18 protein-coding genes, 1 rRNA gene and 1 riboswitch are annotated in these 18,898 nt (G+C 70.1%); of the genes, 6 read left to right on the top strand and 13 right to left on the bottom strand.

Translation table 11 applies throughout. The features are described from left to right. The first annotated feature begins 115 nt into the window (after positions 1-115). Positions 116-511 (top strand): helix-turn-helix transcriptional regulator, encoded by a 396-nt coding sequence (locus AB0E91_RS22515; protein WP_161183349.1) that lies wholly within the window; start codon positions 116-118, stop codon positions 509-511. A 165-nt stretch (positions 512-676) separates the two neighbouring features. On the opposite strand, the gene AB0E91_RS22510 is transcribed toward AB0E91_RS22515, so the two are convergent. Further along, complete coding sequence (locus tag AB0E91_RS22510; RefSeq protein WP_361785513.1) at positions 677-1,132, bottom strand: molybdopterin-dependent oxidoreductase; 456 nt, start codon at positions 1,130-1,132, stop codon at positions 677-679. Positions 1,133-1,359: 227 nt separating this feature from the next. On the opposite strand from AB0E91_RS22510, the gene modA reads away from it, so the two are divergent. Genes modA through AB0E91_RS22490 form a run of 4 tightly spaced genes read left to right on the top strand, consistent with a single transcriptional unit; the run spans position 1,360 to position 4,643 of the window. Beyond that, the gene (gene modA / locus AB0E91_RS22505; protein WP_361784671.1) at positions 1,360-2,187 is read left to right on the top strand and encodes a molybdate ABC transporter substrate-binding protein; all 828 of its coding nucleotides are present in this window, start codon (positions 1,360-1,362) and stop codon (positions 2,185-2,187) included. Then, on the top strand, positions 2,184-3,041 hold the full coding sequence (locus tag AB0E91_RS22500) for an ABC transporter permease (protein ID WP_361784668.1): 858 nt from the start codon (positions 2,184-2,186) through the stop codon (positions 3,039-3,041). Before modA ends, AB0E91_RS22500 begins: the two co-directional genes overlap by 4 nt. Positions 3,042-3,100: 59 nt before the next feature. Next, positions 3,101-4,195 (top strand): ABC transporter ATP-binding protein, encoded by a 1,095-nt coding sequence (locus AB0E91_RS22495; protein WP_361784665.1) that lies wholly within the window; start codon positions 3,101-3,103, stop codon positions 4,193-4,195. A 28-nt stretch (positions 4,196-4,223) separates the two neighbouring features. Beyond that, positions 4,224-4,643 (top strand): TOBE domain-containing protein, encoded by a 420-nt coding sequence (locus AB0E91_RS22490; protein WP_161183354.1) that lies wholly within the window; start codon positions 4,224-4,226, stop codon positions 4,641-4,643. An 80-nt stretch (positions 4,644-4,723) separates the two neighbouring features. On the opposite strand, the gene gcvP is transcribed toward AB0E91_RS22490, so the two are convergent. Then, on the bottom strand, positions 4,724-7,609 hold the full coding sequence (gcvP, locus tag AB0E91_RS22485) for an aminomethyl-transferring glycine dehydrogenase (protein WP_361784660.1): 2,886 nt from the start codon (positions 7,607-7,609) through the stop codon (positions 4,724-4,726). Between the two features lie 175 nt (positions 7,610-7,784). Beyond that, positions 7,785-7,879: riboswitch (glycine riboswitch) on the bottom strand. A 120-nt stretch (positions 7,880-7,999) separates the two neighbouring features. Between gcvP and AB0E91_RS22480 the strand changes: the two genes are divergently transcribed. After that, the gene (locus AB0E91_RS22480; protein ID WP_161183356.1) at positions 8,000-8,380 is read left to right on the top strand and encodes a PRC-barrel domain-containing protein; all 381 of its coding nucleotides are present in this window, start codon (positions 8,000-8,002) and stop codon (positions 8,378-8,380) included. Positions 8,381-8,393: 13 nt separating this feature from the next. On the opposite strand, the gene AB0E91_RS22475 is transcribed toward AB0E91_RS22480, so the two are convergent. The 11 genes from AB0E91_RS22475 to rrf form a co-directional block, all read right to left on the bottom strand. Then, positions 8,394-9,758, bottom strand: a complete 1,365-nt coding sequence (locus tag AB0E91_RS22475; RefSeq protein ID WP_361784656.1) for a DNA polymerase IV — start codon at positions 9,756-9,758, stop codon at positions 8,394-8,396. Positions 9,759-9,827: 69 nt separating this feature from the next. Beyond that, on the bottom strand, positions 9,828-10,511 hold the full coding sequence (locus AB0E91_RS22470) for a MerR family transcriptional regulator (RefSeq protein ID WP_361784653.1): 684 nt from the start codon (positions 10,509-10,511) through the stop codon (positions 9,828-9,830). A gap of 276 nt (positions 10,512-10,787) precedes the next feature. Further along, positions 10,788-11,261 carry a bifunctional nuclease family protein gene (locus tag AB0E91_RS22465; protein WP_004002801.1) on the bottom strand — a complete coding sequence of 158 codons (474 nt, stop codon included), beginning with the start codon at positions 11,259-11,261 and terminating at the stop codon, positions 10,788-10,790. An 86-nt stretch (positions 11,262-11,347) separates the two neighbouring features. Continuing rightward, positions 11,348-12,088, bottom strand: coding sequence for a MerR family transcriptional regulator (locus AB0E91_RS22460; RefSeq protein WP_361784649.1), 741 nt, complete (start codon positions 12,086-12,088; stop codon positions 11,348-11,350). 43 nt (positions 12,089-12,131) lie between these two features. Continuing rightward, a complete protein-coding gene (locus AB0E91_RS22455; RefSeq protein ID WP_161183306.1) occupies positions 12,132-13,049 on the bottom strand; it encodes an FHA domain-containing protein in 918 nt (305 codons plus the stop codon). An 82-nt stretch (positions 13,050-13,131) separates the two neighbouring features. Further along, the gene (locus AB0E91_RS22450) at positions 13,132-14,079 is read right to left on the bottom strand and encodes a DUF881 domain-containing protein (RefSeq protein ID WP_361784646.1); all 948 of its coding nucleotides are present in this window, start codon (positions 14,077-14,079) and stop codon (positions 13,132-13,134) included. A gap of 5 nt (positions 14,080-14,084) precedes the next feature. Beyond that, positions 14,085-14,417, bottom strand: coding sequence for a small basic family protein (locus tag AB0E91_RS22445; RefSeq protein ID WP_003988855.1), 333 nt, complete (start codon positions 14,415-14,417; stop codon positions 14,085-14,087). Continuing rightward, complete coding sequence (locus AB0E91_RS22440; protein ID WP_361784643.1) at positions 14,414-15,319, bottom strand: DUF881 domain-containing protein; 906 nt, start codon at positions 15,317-15,319, stop codon at positions 14,414-14,416. The genes AB0E91_RS22445 and AB0E91_RS22440 overlap by 4 nt, the downstream gene beginning before the upstream one ends. 141 nt (positions 15,320-15,460) lie before the next feature. Further along, entirely contained in the window at positions 15,461-17,956 is a 2,496-nt protein-coding gene (locus AB0E91_RS22435) for a mannose-1-phosphate guanyltransferase (RefSeq protein ID WP_361784641.1), read from the bottom strand. Between the two features lie 127 nt (positions 17,957-18,083). Beyond that, positions 18,084-18,692, bottom strand: a complete 609-nt coding sequence (locus AB0E91_RS22430; protein ID WP_161183299.1) for a CDP-alcohol phosphatidyltransferase family protein — start codon at positions 18,690-18,692, stop codon at positions 18,084-18,086. 111 nt (positions 18,693-18,803) lie between these two features. After that, a 5S ribosomal RNA gene (gene rrf, locus AB0E91_RS22425) occupies positions 18,804-18,898 on the bottom strand; the annotation flags it as partial.

Raw genomic sequence — 18,898 nt, 5'->3', positions numbered from 1 at the left:
ACGGGCGGCCCCCACCCGGCGGGCCCCTCCCCTCGTCCACTCGGCCCACTGCGCGTGACACGCGAAACCGGACCCGTGTGCCCCGTTCCCGACCTCTGGATTTATGGTGACGAACATGCAGTCATACACCATCGGCCAGGCGGCGCGGCTGCTCGGCGTGAGCCCCGACACCGCGCGACGCTGGGCCGACGCCGGCCGCATGGCCACGCACCGCGACGAATCCGGACGGCGCCTGATCGCGGGCAAGGACCTCGCGGCCTTCTCGGTCGAGCTGGCCCAGACGGGCGCCGGTGAGGAGGAGACCTCCTACACCTCGGTCCGCAACGCCTTCCCCGGCATCGTCACCGCCATCAAGCTCGGTGACGTCGCCGCCCAGGTGGAGATCCAGGCGGGCCCGCACCGGCTGGTCTCCCTGCTCACCCGGGAGGCGGTGGACGAACTGGGCCTGGAGGTCGGCATGGAGGCCACCGCACGCGTGAAGTCCACAAATGTCCACATTGATCGCATCTGAGCGTTAATAGATACATAGCGCCAAACATGGCTTTACGCGAATTTCCGGCCCGGACGCGAAGCGGCTTCCGGGCCGGAAATCGGTGAAAGAAATCTCACAGACCGGACATTGACGGCCCTGCCGTCCAGAACGCCACCAACGCCCCCGGAGCGTCGTCCGCGCAGCTCAGGAAGCCGCCGCCGACGCGACCGGTGCGGGCGTGCCGAAGTGGTAGTTCCCGTCCACCCTGATCCCCGTGATCCCGCTGATGTGCCGACCGCCGCAGCGGTCCTGCGGCAGCACCAATTGCGGACCCGCCGCGTCCAGCGGAGTGCCGTCGATCGTGACCCCGAGAAGTACCGGAGCGTGCGCGAAATCGGGGTCGATCTCGGCCCACGACAACACCGCGTGATGCCCGTCCGTCCCTGTCACCGCAATGAGAAAGCGGAGTCTGTCCTTACGGCGGGCCGGGTCGAAATGAGGGCCCGCGTCGGTGAGGACGTCGTAAAGGCGCGGCCCCGAAAAACGGTGCCGCTGAATGCCGCTCGTGGCGCATTCGAAGGCCACGTCCACCCCGTACTGCGGCCAGCCGAGCAGGTCCCGCACGGTCAGCCGGGCGGGTCTGGCCAGGTCACCGGTCATGACCCATTGCGCGAGTGCCACCTTGCGACCACCTCCCGGGAATACGTACCCGCAAGGGGGTGGCACGCAAACGCATATGCCAGCTCCAGGTAACAACTTGGCCGCTCATGCAATGCGACAGATGGTCTACCACTGGTAATTGCGGCAGTATCATCGCCGCATGGCCGATCTCCGGCCGTGGAAGAGCACAAATGGCTGTTCCACTGATCGTGAGGAGAAGAACCGTGATGACCCGTTCCGTACGCCGGACCCGCCGGATGCTGCCGCTGGCCGGTGTGGGAGTTGCCGCCCTGCTGGCGCTCAGCGCGTGCTCCTCCTCCGACGGGTCCACGCCTGCCAAGGCGGACTCGTCGGACTCGGCCTCGGCGAGCCCGAAGCTGAATGGCACCGTCACCGTGTTCGCGGCGGCCTCCCTCAAGGAGACCTTCACGACGCTCGGCAAGCAGTTCGAGCAGCAGCACCCGGGCACCAAGGTCGAGTTCAACTTCGGCGGCAGTGACACCCTCGCCGCGAGCATCACCAGCGGTGCCCCGGCCGACGTCTTCGCCTCGGCCAGCCCCAAGACCATGAAGATCGTCACCGACAAGCAGGACGCCGAGGGCACCCCGGCCACCTTCGCCCGCAACCAGCTGGAGATCGCGACCCTGCCGGGCAACCCCGACAAGGTCGACTCCCTGAAGGACCTGACCGACCCCAAGCTCAAGGTCGTCCTGTGCGACAAGACGGTGCCCTGCGGCGCCGCCGCCCAGAAGGTCCTGGACGCCAGCCACCTCAAGGTCACCCCGGTCTCCTACGAGCAGGACGTGAAGTCGGCGCTCAACAAGGTCGAGCTGAAGGAGGCCGACGCCTCCCTCGTCTACAAGACCGACGTCAACGCCGCCAAGGGCAAGGTCGCGGGCGTGGAGTTCGCCGAGTCCAAGGACGCGATCAACGACTACCCGATCGCCCTGCTGAAGGACTCGAAGAACGCCGAGACCGCCAAGGCGTTCATCGCCCTGGTGCAGTCGCCCGAGGGCCAGAAGGTGCTGACCCAGGCCGGCTTCCTCCAGCCGTGACCGCGCTCGACGGCACCGGCGCCGCGACCACTCCCCGCAAGGGAGGGCCGCGGCGCCCCCGCGTACGCGCGCACCGGCGCGGTGTCCCCCTCCCCCTGCTGGTGCCGGGCATCGTGGCGATCGCGTTCCTGCTGGTGCCCCTCCTCGCCCTGCTCGTGCGGGCTCCCTGGAAGAGCCTGCCCGACCAGCTGACCAGCCCCGAGGTGTGGCAGGCGCTCCAGCTGTCCCTGATCAGCGCGACGGCCGCCACCGCGGTCAGCCTCGTCCTCGGGGTGCCCCTCGCCTGGATCCTCGCGCGCACCGAGTTCCCCGGCCGGTCCTTCCTGCGCGCCCTGGTGACGCTGCCGCTGGTGCTGCCGCCGGTCGTCGGCGGTGTGGCCCTGCTGCTCGCCCTCGGGCGCAACGGCGTCGTCGGCAAGTGGCTCGACGCCTGGTTCGGGGTCACGCTGCCGTTCACCACCGCCGGCGTGATCATCGCGGAGGCGTTCGTCGCGATGCCCTTCCTGGTCATCAGCGTCGAGGGCACGCTGCGCGCGGCCGACCCGCGCTTCGAGGAGGCGGCCACCACGCTCGGCGCGTCCCGCTTCACCGCGTTCCGCCGGGTCACCCTGCCGCTGATCGCCCCCGGCATCGCCGCCGGTGCCGTGCTGGCCTGGGCGCGTGCCCTCGGCGAGTTCGGCGCGACGATCACCTTCGCGGGCAACTTCCCCGGCCGCACCCAGACCATGCCGCTCGCGGTCTACCTCGCCCTGCAGAACGACCCCGAGGCCGCGATCGCCCTCAGCCTGATCCTGCTGGCCGTGTCCATCGCGGTGCTCGCGGGGCTGCGGGACCGGTGGATGACAGGAGCGTGACGGTGCCGCGAGGATGGAAGTCGCCCCCCGCGCGAGTACCGACGAAGGACAGTTCCCGGATGACCGAGATCAACGCGCCCCGCCCGGGCGTGAGCGACGTGGAGGCCACGGACGAGCAGGGCCTGGACGCCCGGCTCGTCGTCGACCGGGGCGCCTTCCGTCTCGACGTGTCCCTGCGCGCCGCCCCCGGAGACGTGGTGGCCCTGCTCGGGCCCAACGGCGCGGGCAAGACCACCGCGCTACGGGCGCTCGCGGGCCTGATCCCGCTCAGCGAGGGGCATCTGCGCCTGGACGGCGATCCGTTGGAGCGCACTCCGCCGGAGTCCCGCCCGGTCGGCGTGGTCTTCCAGGACTATCTGCTCTTCCCGCATCTGTCCGCCCTGGACAACGTGGCGTTCGGGCCGCGCTGCCACGGTGTGGGCAAGGCGGAGGCCCGTGCCCAGGCCGCGGCCTGGCTGGACCGGCTGGGTCTGGCCGACCACATGAACGCCAAGCCCCGTCGCCTCTCCGGCGGCCAGGCCCAGCGCGTCGCCGTGGCACGGGCGCTGGCCACCCAGCCCCGCCTGCTGCTGCTCGACGAACCCCTCGCCGCCCTGGACGCGCGCACCCGCCTGGAGGTCCGCTCCCAACTGCGGCGCCACCTCGCGGAGTTCGAGGCCGTCGCCGTACTGGTCACACACGACCCGCTGGACGCCATGGTGCTCGCCGACCGCCTGGTGGTCGTGGAGCACGGCCGCGTGGTGCAGGAGGGCAGCCCCACGGAGATCGCCCGCCATCCGCGCACGGACTACATCGCCCAGCTCGTCGGCCTCAACCTCTACCGGGGAACCGCCGACGGCCACACCGTACGGCTCGACGCCGGGCCGGAGATCACGACCACGGAGGAGCTGACCGGACCGGCCTTCGTCGCCTTCCCGCCGGTCGCGGTGACCCTCTTCCGGGACCGCCCGACCGGGGCCAGCGCCCGCAACCTGTGGCGCTGCCATGTCGTCGGCCTGGAGTCCCACGGCGACCAGATCCGCGCCGACCTCACGGGCGACCTGTCGCTCGCCGCCGACCTCACCACGGCCGCGGCGGCGGAACTCGACCTTCACCCGGGCGCCGCGGTCTGGGCGACCGTCAAGGCGACGCAGACGCACGCTTACCCAGAGTGAGTGTTTGTACCCATTACGGTGGGGCGCCATGACCATGAGTATCCGCAACCAGCTTCCCGGCACCGTCACGGCGGTCCATTCCGGCGAGGTCATGGCGACCGTCAAGGTCCGGCTGACCGGCGGTCAGGACATCACCGCGGCGATCACCCTGGAGGCCGCCGAGGACCTGGGCCTTCGCGAGGGCACGTCGGTGCGCGCCCTGGTGAAGGCGACGGAGGTCTCGCTCGCCACCGAGCCCGTGCACCACATCTCGATCCGCAACCAGCTCGCGGGCACCATCACCGACATCGCCACCGGCGAGGCCATGGCCGCGGTGAAGATCCAGGTGCCGGGCGCCGAGCTGACCTCCGCCATCACCCACGAGTCGGCGGAGGAGCTGAAGCTGTCGACGGGCTCCGACGTGGTCGCGCTGATCAAGTCGACGGAGGTCTCGCTGGCCACCGCCTGAGAAAACGCCGAGGGGCGGCTCCCAACCCGTGAATCCACAGGATCCACGGACCGGGAGCCGCCCCTCACGCGTCTACGGGATCAGTCCTCGTACGCGTCCGGCGGCGGGCAGGAGCACACCAGGTTCCGGTCGCCGAAGGCCTGGTCGATACGGCGCACCGGCGGCCAGTACTTGTCGGCGGCCGAGACACCGGCCGGGAAGACGGCCTCCTCGCGGCTGTACGAGTGCGACCACTCACCGCCGAGGGCGGCCGCGGTGTGCGGGGCGCCGCGCAGCGGGTTGTCGTCGGCGGACCACACGCCGGAGCCGACCTTGTCGATCTCGGTGCGGATCGCGATCATCGCGTCGCAGAACCGGTCCAGCTCGGCCAGGTCCTCCGACTCGGTCGGCTCGATCATCAGCGTGCCGGCCACCGGGAAGGACATGGTCGGGGCGTGGAAGCCGTAGTCGATCAGGCGCTTGGCCACGTCGTCCACGCTGACGCCGGTCGCCTTGGTGAGCGGGCGCAGGTCGATGATGCACTCGTGCGCGACGAGGTTGCCGGGGCCGGTGTAGAGCACCGGGAAGTGCGGCTCCAGGCGCTTGGCGACGTAGTTCGCGGAGAGCACGGCCACCTGGGTCGCGCGCTTGAGGCCCTCGCCGCCCATGAGGCGCACGTACGCCCACGAGATCGGCAGGATGCCCGCGCTGCCCCAGGGGGCGGCCGAGATCGGGCCGACGCCCGTCTCGGGACCGGCGGCCGGCTGGAGCGGGTGGTTCGGCAGGTACGGCGCGAGGTGCGAGCGTACGGCCACGGGGCCCACGCCCGGACCGCCGCCGCCGTGCGGGATGCAGAACGTCTTGTGCAGGTTCAGGTGCGAGACGTCACCGCCGAAGTGACCGGGCTTGGCGAGGCCCACCAGGGCGTTGAGGTTGGCGCCGTCGACGTACACCTGGCCGCCCGCGTCGTGCACCTGGGCGCAGATGTCGGCGACGTGCTCCTCGAAGACGCCGTGCGTCGACGGGTAGGTGATCATCAGCACGGACAGCTGGTCGCGGTACTGCTCGATCTTGGCGCGCAGGTCCGCGACGTCGATCTCGCCGTCCTCGGCGGTCTTGACGACGACGACCTTCATGCCGGCCATCGCGGCGCTCGCGGCGTTGGTGCCGTGCGCGGAGGACGGGATGAGGCACACGGTGCGCTGCTCGTCGCCGTTGGCACGGTGGTAGGCGCGGACGGCCAGCAGACCGGCCAGCTCGCCCTGGGAACCGGCGTTGGGCTGGAGGGAGACCTTGTCGTAGCCGGTGACCTCCGCGAGCCGGTCCTCCAGCTCGTGGATGAGGGTCAGGTAGCCCTCGGCCTGGTCGGCGGGCGCGAAGGGGTGCAGCTGGCCGAACTCGGGCCAGGTGACCGGCTCCATCTCCGTGGTGGCGTTCAGCTTCATGGTGCAGGAGCCGAGCGGGATCATGCCCCGGTCGAGCGCGTAGTCGCGGTCGGACAGCTTGCGCAGGTAGCGCAGCATGGCCGTCTCGGAGCGGTGCTCGTGGAAGACCGGGTGGGTGAGGTAGTCGTCGGTGCGCAGCAGCGCCTCGGGCAGGGCCTCGGCGGCGGCCGCGTCCAGCGCCTCGATGTCGCCCTCGACGCCGAACGCGGCGAACACGGCGGCCAACTGGGCGCGGTTGGTGGTCTCGTCGCAGGCGAGGGAGACGTGGTCGGCGTCGACCAGGCGCAGGTTGACCCCGCCCTTGCGCGCGGCGGCGACGACATCGGCGGCCGTGCCGGGCACGCGCGCGGTGAGCGTGTCGAAGTAGGCGCCGTGGACGATCTCGACACCGCCCGCCTTCAGGCCCTCGGCGAGGATCGTGGCGTAGCGGTGGGTGCGGCGGGCGATCGTGCGCAGGCCGTCGGGGCCGTGGTAGACGGCGTACATCCCGGCCATGACGGCGAGCAGCACCTGCGCGGTGCAGATGTTGCTGGTGGCCTTCTCGCGGCGGATGTGCTGCTCGCGGGTCTGCAGCGCGAGCCGGTAGGCCTTGTGGCCGTCCGCGTCCACGGAGACGCCGACGAGGCGCCCGGGCAGGCTGCGGGCGAACTTCTCGTGCACCGCCATGTAGCCCGCGTGCGGGCCGCCGAAGCCCATGGGCACGCCGAAGCGCTGCGTGGTGCCGATGGCGATGTCCGCGCCCAGCTCGCCGGGCGAGGTGAGCAGGGTGAGGGCGAGCAGATCGGCGCCGACGGTGACGAGCGCGCCCAGCTCGTGCGCCTGCTCGATCACCGGCTTCAGGTCGCGTACGGCACCGGAGGCGCCGGGGTACTGGAGCAGGACACCGGTGATGTCGCGGGCGGCCAGCTCGGCCGGGATGCCGTCGCTCAGGTCGGCGACGACGACCTCGACGCCGGTCGGCTCGGCGCGGGTCTCGATGACCGCGATGGTCTGCGGCAGCGTGTCCGCGTCGACCAGGAAGAGGCCCTTCTTGTTCTTGCCCATGCGCCGGGAGAGCGCCATGGCCTCGGCGGCGGCGGTGCCCTCGTCGAGCAGGGACGCACCGGAGGTGGGCAGTCCGGTGAGCTCCGCGACCATCGTCTGGAAGTTGAGCAGGGCCTCCAGGCGGCCCTGGGAGATCTCCGGCTGGTACGGCGTGTAGGCGGTGTACCAGGCCGGGTTCTCCATGACGTTGCGCAGGATGACCGGCGGGGTGAAGGTGCCGTGGTAGCCGAGGCCGATCATGGAGCCGAGGACCTGGTTGCGGTCCGCGAGCGAGCGCAGTTCCGCGAGCACCTCGGCCTCGGTGCGGGCGTCCGGCAGGTCGAGGGCGTCGGCGTTCTTGATGACGTCCGGGACGGCGACGGCGGTCAGCTCGTCGAGCGAGCCGTAGCCGACCTGCGCGAGCATCTTGGCCCGCGCCTCCTGGTCGGGCCCGATGTGTCGCTGCTCGAAGGGGATGCCCGCTTCGAGGGCGGAGAGCGGAATGCGAGGGGCGGTCATGTGCGGAGGCCTCCTGGTCTGGCGCGACCTGCGAGGGGCACCTCGGCGCGGGTGCCCACCGGCCTCCCCCTCTGTCATCTCATACCTGAGAGCTTCACCGGATGCCCGAGGGCCCCGGCTTTCACCGTCGGTGAGAGCGGGAGCCGTGGACGCCCGCTCTGCTTTCCAGAGTGACCTCGTCCGTGCGGTACGGGGGCCTGAGAGATTCCGGGGAGGAGTTGCTCCTTCGGCGCCTCCGACTTGCTCGGAGGACTCTCCCGCACGGGGTCAGCAGCCGTTGTCAGAGTACCAGCGGGGCCGTGCCGCGCGGCGTTCGAGTGGCCGCCGCGCTCATTCTGCTCTTTTGTAGTGCTAACGGATGAGTTGGGACCACGTGGAGGGAGAGGGACCGTGCAGACCGACATCGATCCGCGCAATCTGATCGGCCGCAAGGCGTTCGACCGCAACGGCACCAAGATCGGCACCATCGACGAGGTGTATCTCGACGACGCGACGGGCGTCCCCGAGTGGGCCGCCATACGCACCGGACTCTTCTCCCGCGACGCCTTCGTCCCGCTCGAACCGAGCGAACTGGTCGAGGGCACCCTCCAGGTCCCCTTCGAACGCGCGCTGATCAAGGACGCCCCGGACTTCGGGGTGGGCCGCCACCTCTCCCCCGAGCAGGAACTCCAGCTCTACCACCACTACGGCCTCGACGTGTCCGCCTCCCCCACCGCTCCCAAGGTCCCGGACCGCGACTTCGGCAAGCTCGCGGGCACCGAGGACGCCTGACCCCTCTCCTCCCTCACGTCCCCTCTCCCTGTCCACCGCTCGCCCTCGCCACCAGGGGCAGCGGGTCGGCCGGTGCCAGGTCCGGGTCGTCCACCCAGAAGGTCCGCACCCGGCCGGGCGCCGAGTCCTCCGGCGTCTCGAAGCGCACGGTGACCCGGCCGAGCCCGCTGCCCTGCACCCAGCCGGGCCCGTGTTCGGCGTGCCGTACGTCCTGGCCGGGCCGCCACTGCCGCTCCGGCGGCGGGGCCGGCGCGGCCGGGAGCGGTTCGGGCGCGGCCTCCTCGGGCTCCGCGGCGGCGAGTTCCCCCGCGGCCTGTGCGAACAGGTCCTCCTGGGTGTAGTCGGCCAGTCCGGTGACGCCGACGCCGAGCAGGCGCACTCCGCCGGTGGTGTCGACCGACTCCAGGAGCCGCGCGGCCGCCTCCCGGACCACCGCCGGGTCGTCCGTGGGCCCGCGCAGCGTCTCGGAGCGGGTCAGGGTCGAGAAGTCGTACCGCCGTACCTTGAGCACGATGGTCCGGCCGGACAGTCCCGCGCCGCGCAGCCGCTGTACGCAGCGGTCGGCGAGGCGCCGGACCTCCAGGCCGATCCTCGGCCGGTCGTGGATGTCGACGTCGTAGGTGTCCTCGACGGAGACCGACTTGGCCTCACGCTCGGCCACCACGGGCCGGTCGTCGCGGGCCAGCGCCATGGCGTACAGCGCGTGGCCGTGCGCCTTGCCGAGCAGCCGGACCAGTTCGTCCTCACCGGCCTCGGCCAGCTCGTCCACGGTGGTGATTCCGGCCCGGCGCAGATGGTCGCCGGTGGCGGGGCCGACCCCGGGCAGGGTCCGCACCGGCATCGGTCCCAGCAGGGCGCGCTCGGTGCCGGGCTCTATGAGGCACAGTCCGTCGGGCTTGGCCCGCTCGGAGGCGATCTTCGCGAGCATCTTGGAGGCGGCGAGCCCGACCGAGCCGGTCAGTCCGGTGACCGCCTTGATGTCGGCGCGCAGCCTGACCCCCGCCGCACGCGCCGACGGCTCGTCCCAGGCCGTTCCCCCGGCCTCCAGGTCCACGAACGCCTCGTCCAGGCTCAGCGGCTCCACCAGCGGCGACAGCTCGCGCAGCAGGGCCATCACCTGCTCGCTGATGGACCGGTAGAGGGCGAAGCGGGGCGTGACGTACGCGGCGTTCGGCGCCCGTCTGCGCGCCTGGGCCGTCGGCATCGCCGAGTGCACCCCGAAGACCCGCGCCTCGTACGACGCCGTGGCCACCACCCCGCGCGGCCCGAGCCCCCCGACCACGACCGCCTTGCCGCGCAGGCTCGGCTTGGACGCCTGCTCCACCGAGGCGTAGAAGGCGTCCATGTCGAGATGGAGGATCGTCGGCGCGGCTCTCACATGTCCGATGGTGCACCACACCACTGACAACGCCGGTCACCTCATCGGCGCCGGGATGCTTCCGCGGGCTCAGACGGCCCGGTTGCGCCGCCTGGCCAGTTCGTCGGAGGGGTTGTGCCCGATCAGCGTCTCGCCGGTGTCGACGCGCTCGCCGTGCAGCTGGGACAGCGCGCTCTCCACGTCCCGCCACACCACGCCGACGGCGATGCCGAAGATGCCCTGGCCGCCCTGGAGCAGGGCGTGGACCTCGTCCGGGGAGGTGCACTCGTAGACCGTGGCGCCGTCGCTCATCAGCGTCATGCGCTCCAGGTCCCTGAAGCCGCGGTCCCTGAGGTGCTGTACCGCCGAGCGGATGTTCTGCAGCGAGACACCGGTGTCCAGGAAGCGCTTGACGATCTTCAGGACGACCACGTCCCGGAAGCTGTACAGCCGCTGGGTGCCCGAGCCGTGGGCGGGGCGCACACTCGGCTCCACCAGGCCGGTGCGGGCCCAGTAGTCGAGCTGCCGATAGGTGATGCCCGCCGCCGCGCAGGCCGTGGGCCCGCGATAACCGATCTCCTCGGACACCTCCGGCGCCACCCCTTCGCCGTCCGGCACCGCCGTCGGCCGCTGCGAGGCGTGCTCGACCCCGCCACTGGGCTGGGGATATCCGCCGCTCGGGCGGAGCCGCGAGCTTGGGGGAGGGTACGGACCGCTTGCCCCGAACCCGTTTCCGGGGGCGCCCCCAGCCGTACCGTCGCCGCTGGTTCTCACGCCGACCTCCGTCCTTGACCTGCCATCTCGACGGTAGGCAGTCACCAGGGGTGCGTCAACGATCGCCACACTCGGCACGCCGAGTGATAATCACCCTGAGAGTGGTTTCTCGTGTCCCACCGCGGGGAAAGGCTAGCCGAATGCGCTCGTGAAGGGTCGTAGGACGCTCTCACGAGCCGTTGGCAATTGCCCGCTCGTGACCCCGCCCGCGACGGCACGACAGGGCACGACCGACCGACCTCGTGGCCTCCTGACCACGCGGCCGGCGTCGGCGCCTCACTGGCTGCTGGTGCCGAAGTCCTCGGGCGAGATCTGGTCGAGGAACTCGCGGAATTTCTCCACCTCGTCCTCCTGCTCGTCCGGGATGGCGATGCCCGCATCGTCGAGCACCCCGTCACTCCCGTAGATGGGCGTGCCGGTGCGCAGGGCCAGCGCTATGGCGTCGGACGGACGCGCGCTCACCTCGACCCCGCTGGCGAACACCAGCTCCGCGTAGAAGACGCCCTCACGCAGATCCGTGATGCGCACTTCGGTCAGCTCCTGACCGACGGCCTCCAGCACGTCCTTGAACAGGTCGTGCGTCAGCGGCCGCGCGGGGGCCATGCCCTGCTGGGCGAAGGCGATCGCCGTCGCCTCCCCGGGCCCGATCCAGATGGGGAGGTAGCGGTCGCCTCCCACTTCGCGCAGGAGCACGATCGGTTGGTTGGAGGGCATTTCGACCCGGACACCTACGACATCGAGCTCGTTCACACAGCAACCCTAGGCCGTGCCCGGGACGTTTGGGTAGTCGGGCCGGGAACAGGCGGGCGATCCCGTCCCCTCCCGGGGCCCCGCGCTCAGGGCAGCCGGACCCCGAGCGCGGACTTCACCAGAGCCGCGTGCAGCTTCATGGTGAGCGCTGCCAGCTCCTTGGTACGCGCCTCGGCGAGCGCCCGGGTCTGCGGGTTGCGGTGGCGCTTGAGCGGGGCCACCAGCTGGTCCACCAGACCGGCCTCGCGCTCGGCCGCCGCCTTCATGACCCGCAGATGGCGCGGCTCGATCCCGAACCGGCCCAGTTCGGCCACGAGGGCCGCCACGGTGACGGCCTCGGCGTCGTAGACCCCGTCCGCCAGGGGGGCGATGAGCCCGTACGACTCCCACTCCCGCAGCTCGGCCTCGTCGATGTCGGCGGCCGCCAGCAGCTCGGCCCGGCCGATCCGGGCCACCGTGGGCCCCTCGAACCACTCGTCCGCCGCGTCCTCCGCCGAGCGCTGACGCCCTACGACGGGCAGCTGGACCGCCTCACCGCGCTCCATGGCGTCCAGGTGCTCCCGGATCACCTTCAGCGGCAGATAGTGGTCCCGCTGCATTCTCAGGATGTGGCCCAGTCGCTCGACGTCGTCCGCCCCGAACTTGCGGTACCCCGAGGGGGTCCGGCGCGGCTCGACGAGGCCCTCCGACTCCAGGAAACGGATCTTGGAGATGGTGACTTCGGGGAACTCGTCGCGCAGCACGTTCAGGACGGTGCCGATGCTCATCGGCTCACTGTCCCTGGCGGCGGTACCGCTTCCGGCACCGCCGCTCGGTGTTTGAAGCATGGACCTTCCCTGGGGTTCCCCCGGACGGGTGCCCGGGGGGAGGTCAGACGCCCTGCCGGCTCGCGTAGAAGACGAGCCGGTACTTGCCGATCTGCACCTCGTCACCGTTCGCCAGCGGGACCTCGTCGATCCGCTCACGGTTGACGTACGTGCCGTTCAGACTGCCCACGTCCGCCACCGTGAAGGACCCGTCCGCAACGCGCCGGAACTCCACGTGACGGCGCGAGACCGTCACGTCGTCCAGGAAGATGTCGCTCTGCGGATGACGGCCGGCCGTGGTCAGGTCACTGTCCAGCAGGAAGCGGCTGCCCGAGTTCGGACCCCGGCGCACCACCAGGAGGGCGGAGCCCACCGGCAGCGCGTCGACCGCCGCCTGCGCCTCGGGCGACAGCATCGGGACCGCCGTCTGACCGGTCATCTCGGCGTCGTACGCCTCGAGACCGGAGATGGAGATCGTCGACGTGGTCTCCGAAGCACGCTCCGGCGTGGCGCCGGGACGCAGCGGCGCACCGCAGTTGGAACAGAAACGGGCGTTCTCCGCGTTGCGGTTCCCGCACCTGGAACACTCCAGGACCGACATGGACCCCCCGGGGGCGTTGGACGCGGACGGGTCGGAGGCAAACCCTCCACCCGCACTTGAGGTTGACGGTTGCCCGAAACCTATGCCGCCGGACCGGGCAGGGTCAACGGACGCCGCGCCCTGGCCTCCCGAATTGCCACCGGCCGGACCAGCGACCTCGTCGCGGAACAGCGGACGGGGGCCTTCCTCTTCGGACTGTGCGCGATGACGGGCCGTCGCGTTGTCGTTGCCCTCACGCGCGCTCTTGCCGAACAACTTCCCAAACAACTTCACGGGCGATTCCCCTTGACCGAAACAGACCCGCCCGTGGGGCAGGACGAACCCTGATTGCCGACACCGGCCGATCCGGACATCTTCACAACGTCCGTATCCACCAGACAGTTTCCACCACGCACCACCCCTTCGGTGCGCCGACCCCCCGCAACCTCATGCCCCTGCCGGACGCGGCCCATGCACCACCGGTTCACCGGGAGGACGACCGAGCGTAGTCAGGCTGCTTCGCCTGCCGCAAGGCATCCACGACGATCTTGTTCAACCGCTCGACACTCACCGTGGCCTGCTCCTTCTCGAAGGTCTGCACCACGCCCCCAGGGATGTTCAACGCCGGCTCGAGGTCCTGCGGCTTCCCGATGACCTTGAAACGATACGGCGCGTCGATCTTGTTCCCGTCGACACTGACCGTCTTGCCCGAGTCGGTGAGATAGGTGTTCGCCACCACGCGGACGTCGTTGATCTGTATCGCCTCCGCGCCGGCCGCGCGCAGTTCCTGGATCGCGTCGAGCAGCATGTCCGACTCGACCGTCCCCTTCGCATCGTCGACCGTCACGGTGATGCCCGGCCCCTGAGCCGCCACCGTGCCCGCGAGTATGCCGAGTTGCTTCTCCTTCTCGGCGGTCTGCTTGCGGGCCTCGGCCGCCTGGTCGGAACTGCTCTGCAACTCCTCCCGCTGCTTCTCGAGTCCCTGCTTCTCGTCCTCAAGACGCTGAGTACGGTCGTCCAGTTCATCGAGGATGCGGACGAGATCCTCCTGGCGCGCGCCGCGCAGCGCACTGTCACTGTCGCTGTTGGACGCCACCTGCACGGCCAGACCGAATCCGAGCCCGAACAGCAGCAGGGCGACGATGAGTTGGGCCCGGGTCAGCCGCGGCGGCCACAGTCCCGCGGCCAGCCGCTGACGCCCGGTGGGCAGCGGCTCGGCGGCCTCCGATTGCTCCTCGGGAGCGGGGCCGGGCTCGGGCGCGGACTCCGGCTCGGGCAGCGGGGCGGCCTTCGGCGCGGCGTCGCGCTCGGGTTGGGGCTTGGTTCCGGGCTGCGGCGCGCTCGGCGCGGTGGACTCGCGCTCCGACGCCGGTACCTCGTCGGGCAGTTCCCTGCGCAGCCTGTTCTCCGGCCGCTCGTCCTGGTCGCTCATCGCGCTCACGCCCGGAAGACGTGCCGGCGGATGGCCGCGGCGTTGGAGAAGATACGGATACCGAGGACCACCACGACACCGGTCGACAGCTGCGCGCCCACGCCCAACTTGTCGCCCAGGAACACGATCAGGGCGGCCACGACCACGTTCGACAGGAACGAGACCACGAAGACCTTGTCGTCGAAGATGCCGTCGAGCATGGCCCGCAGACCGCCGAACACGGCGTCGAGCGCCGCCACGACGGCGATGGGCAGATAAGGCTCGACGACCGCCGGAACCTCGGGCCGGACCAACAGGCCGGCCACGACTCCCACGACGAGGCCCAGTACGGCGATCACGATGTGCCCTTCTCAGTCTTCTCTGCGTTCGGCTGTGCTGTGCGTACGATCACACTGGGTGCGGACGGCAACCGGACGTCCTTCTCCGCGGAGAGGGAGACCCGGATGCCGAAGTTGTCCTTCAGGGCGTGGAGATACAGCCCGTCGGCGGTGTTCTGGAACCTGGTGGCCAGCCGCTGCCCGTCCCCCACCGCCAGCACCGTGTACGGCGGCACCAGCGGCCTGTTGTCGACCAGTATCGCGTCACCCGCGTTCCTGATCGCGGACAGGGCGGTCAGCCGTTGCCCGTTGATGGAGACGGCCTCGGCACCGGACTCCCACAGCCCGTTGACCACGCGCTGCATGTCCCGGTCGCGCACCCGCCCCGTGTCGGAGAACCCGGAGGCCTCACGCGGGCTGGTGGCATCCCCGCCGGTACTCGCCTCCTTGGCGTCGTTCACCACGAGCCGCACCCCGGGCCCGTGCACCGCCGTGGCACCCGACAGGACGCCCATCAGGTCGGCCTGGCTGCCCCCGGTCTCCTTGAGCGCCGCCCGCTGGCGCGCGCTCACGTCGTCCCGCAGCTTGTCCACGCCGGCCTCCAGACGGTCGGCGGCGGCGTTCTCCCGGTCGATGCGGTCGATCAGCTCCTGGCGCTCCTTGGCCACCACCGGCGCCGCCACACGCGCCTGAGCGGCCCCCACGGTCACCACGAGTGCCGCGAGCACCAGTCCCCCGGCAAGACCCAGCTTGGCCCGCAGGGTCTTCGGCAGCCCGCGTTCGCCCGTGGACTCCTTGCGGGCGGCGGCCTCGGCGTACCCGTCGTCGAGGCTGTGGTCCATGACGTTGGTGATCAACGACATGGAGGCGTCCGGACGCCTCGGCCGCGTGGGGCTGCTCCGAACGGGGGGTTGCTGCGGCATGTCGCACATAGTCCCATGCCGCGAACGGTGCTTTCGAACGGCCCCACCCCGGCGACCGGACCCCGCGCAGGGGGCCGAAGCGGACACAACCGCGGGCCGTCGCCGGTGTGACGACGGCCCGCGATGCTCCGTATGACCGGCTTACCGGCCCGCGCTGTCCACGACGGCCGACCACTCGTCGAGCAGGGCCTGCGCGGACGCGTCGTCCGGGCCTTCCGCCCACAGGTGCGTGACGGCCTCGGCGGGGTCGGGCAGCACCATCACCCAGCGCCCGTCGCTCTCGACCACGCGCACCCCGTCCGTCGTGTCCACGAACCGGTCACCGGCCGCCTCCACGACCCGCCGCATGACCAGGCCCTTGACCGCCCACGGGGTCGCCAGGTCCCGCTTGAGGACATGCGCCCGCGGAATCCGCGCGTCGATCTGGCTCAGCGTGAGCTGCGTCCGCGCGACCAGACCGATCAGCCGCACGAACGCGGCCGTGCCGTCGTAGACGCTGCTGAACTCGGGGACGATGAAGCCGCCCTTGCCGTCGCCGCCGAAGATGGTGCCCTCTTCGCCGCCGACGCGCGTGAGGTCGTCCGGGGACGTGGTCGTCCACTCGACCTGCGTGCCGTGGTACGCAGCCACCTGCTCCGCGATGCGGGTCGTGGTCACCGGCAGCGCCACCCGGCCGCTGCGCCGCTCCGCCGCGACCAGGTCGAGCATGACCAGGAGCGCCCGGTCGTCCTCGATGATCCGGCCCTTCTCGTCCACGAGCGACAGCCGCTCGCCGACCGGGTCGAACCGCACACCGAACGCGGCCCCCGAGGACGCCACTATCTCGCCGAGCCGCTCCAGGCCCCGGCGGCGCATCTCCTCGGTCTCGGTCGGTCTCGACTCGTCCAGACCGGGGTTGATGGTCAGCGAATCCACCCCGAGCTTGCCGAGCAGACTGGGCAGTACGAGCCCCGCGCTGCCGTTGGAGGCGTCCACGACAACCTTGAGCCCGGCCTCCGCGATCCCCGTCGTGTCGACGTTCCGCAGCAGCGAGCCGGTGTACGAGTCGAAGACGCTCGACGGGAAGTACAGGTCACCGATCTCGCCCGGGAAGGCCCGCCGGTACTCCTGGCGCGCGAACACCCGGTCCAGCTTCCGCTGGCTGCCCTGGGAGAGATCCGCGCCCTGCCCGTCGAAGAACATGATGTCCACGGAATCCGGCACACCGGGCGAGGTACGGATCATGATCCCGCCCGCGCTGCCCCGCGCGGTCTGCTGCCGCGCCACGGGCAACGGCACGTTCTCCAGGTCCCGTACGTCGATGGCGCTGGCCTGGAGCGCCGAGATGACCGCCCGCTTGAGCGCACGGGCACCCCGGGAGTGGTCGCGGGCCGTGGTGACCGTGGCGCCCTTCTTCAGGGTCGTCGCGTAGGCGCCGGCCAGCCGGACCGCCAGCTCCGGGGTGATCTCGACGTTCAGGATGCCGGTCACGCCACGGGCGCCGAAGAGATGCGCCTGGCCCCGGGACTCCCAGATGACCGAGGTGTTGACGAAGGCACCGGCCTCGATCGTCTTGAACGGGTACACCCGGACGTTGCCCTGGATGATCGACTCCTCGCCGATCAGGCACTCGTCACCGATGACCGCGCCGTCCTCGATCCGGGCGGCCCGCATGATGTCGGTGTTCTTGCCGACCACACAGCCGCGCAGATTGCTGTTGTGCCCGATGTACACGTTGTCGGCCACGACAGCCTTGTGCAGGAAGGCACCGCTCTTGACGACCACGTTGGAGCCGACGACGGTGTCCTCGCGGAGCTCCGCGCCCGCCTCGACCTTGGCGTAGTCACCGATGTACAGCGGCCCGCGCAGCACCGCGTCCGGGTGCACCTCCGCGCCCTCGGCCACCCACACACCGGGCGAGATCTCGAATCCGTCGATGTCGACGTCGACCTTGCCCTCGAGGACGTCGGCCTGGGCCTTCACATAGCTCTCGTGAGTACCGACGTCCTCCCAGTAGCCCTCGGCGATGTAGCCGTAGATGGGCTTGCCTTCCTTCATCAGCTGCGGGAAGACATCGCCGGACCAGTCGACGGACACATCCGGTTCGACGTAGTCGAATACCTCGGGCTCCATCACATAGATGCCCGTGTTCACCGTGTCGGAGAAAACCTGGCCCCAGGTCGGCTTCTCGAGGAAACGCTCGACCTTGCCTTCCTCGTCGACGATGGTGATGCCGAACTCCAACGGATTGGGCACCCGGGTCAGGCAGACCGTGACCAGGGCGCCCTTCTCCTTGTGGAAGTTGATCAGATCGGTGAGGTCGAAGTCCGTGAGGGCATCACCGGAGATCACGAGGAAGGCATCGTCCTTCAGCGCTTCCTCGGCGTTCTTGACGCTTCCGGCGGTACCGAGTGGCTTCTCCTCGTTGGCATAGGTCAGCTCCATGCCGAGTTCTTCGCCATCACCGAAATAGTTCTTGACGAGCGACGCCAGGAACTGGACGGTCACGACGGTCTCGTTGAGTCCATGCCTTTTGAGCAGCCTCAGCACGTGCTCCATGATCGGGCGGTTCACCACCGGCAGGAGCGGCTTGGGCATGCTAGAGGTCATCGGGCGCAGGCGTGTGCCTTCGCCACCGGCCATCACGACGGCCTTCATGTCGGAAGCGTCCTCCTCAAGAGATGACGGTCCAGCCGACTTCACCCGTCCAGATTGTCCCGCACTTTTCCCTGGCGGGCCATCGAAGCGTTACGGAAGCATCGCCTCCGGGCAGCGCCGCCCGGGCTCAATCGGCCATGGCATCCGCGCGCACCAGACGGCGGACCTGAACCACGTAGAGCACTCCTGCCCACCAGTACAGGGTTGTACCCCACCCTGCGAACGCCCATCCGAAAATGGCGGCGAGTGACGCGATCCAACCGGTTCCGTCACTGAGCAGAAGCAGCGGGAACGCGTACATGAGGTTGAACGTGGCGGCCTTCCCGAGGAAGTTCACCTGCGGCGGCGGATAGCCGTGCCGACGAAGGATGCCCACCATCACGAGCAGCATCAGCTCACGCGCCAGCAGCAGCGCGGTCAGCCAGAGCGGGAGGATCTCCCGCCAGGTGAGACCGAGCAGCGTGGAAAGCACATAGAGCCGGTCGGCGGCGGGATCGAGCACCCGGCCGAGGCTGCTGATCTGATTCCAGCGCCGGGCGAGCTTGCCGTCCAGATAGTCGCTGACCCCGCTGAGCGCCAGGACCAGAAGTGCCCAGCCGTCGCTCTTCGGACCGCCGAACTCCGGCCTGAGGATCAACCACAGGAACAGCGGTACGCCGGCGAGCCTTGCCATGCTGAGGATGTTGGGGATGGTGAGGACCCGGTCTGTCTGGACGCGGGTCTCCTGGACCTCCACCCGGGGGCCTCCTGTTACGAAACGTGCCAACAATTCCTCATGACCTTACCCCAACGCAAAAAAGCTCCGGCCCTCGGGCAGTTATGCCCAAGAGCCGGAGCTGTAAAAGGAGTTCGGCGGCGTCCTACTCTCCCACAGGGTCCCCCCTGCAGTACCATCGGCGCTGTGAGGCTTAGCTTCCGGGTTCGGAATGTAACCGGGCGTTT

Source organism: Streptomyces sp. NPDC026659, from assembly GCF_040638245.1.
In the GTDB taxonomy this organism is placed as follows: Bacteria; Actinomycetota; Actinomycetes; order Streptomycetales; family Streptomycetaceae; genus Streptomyces.
This window is presented reverse-complemented; position numbering and strand designations above follow the sequence as displayed.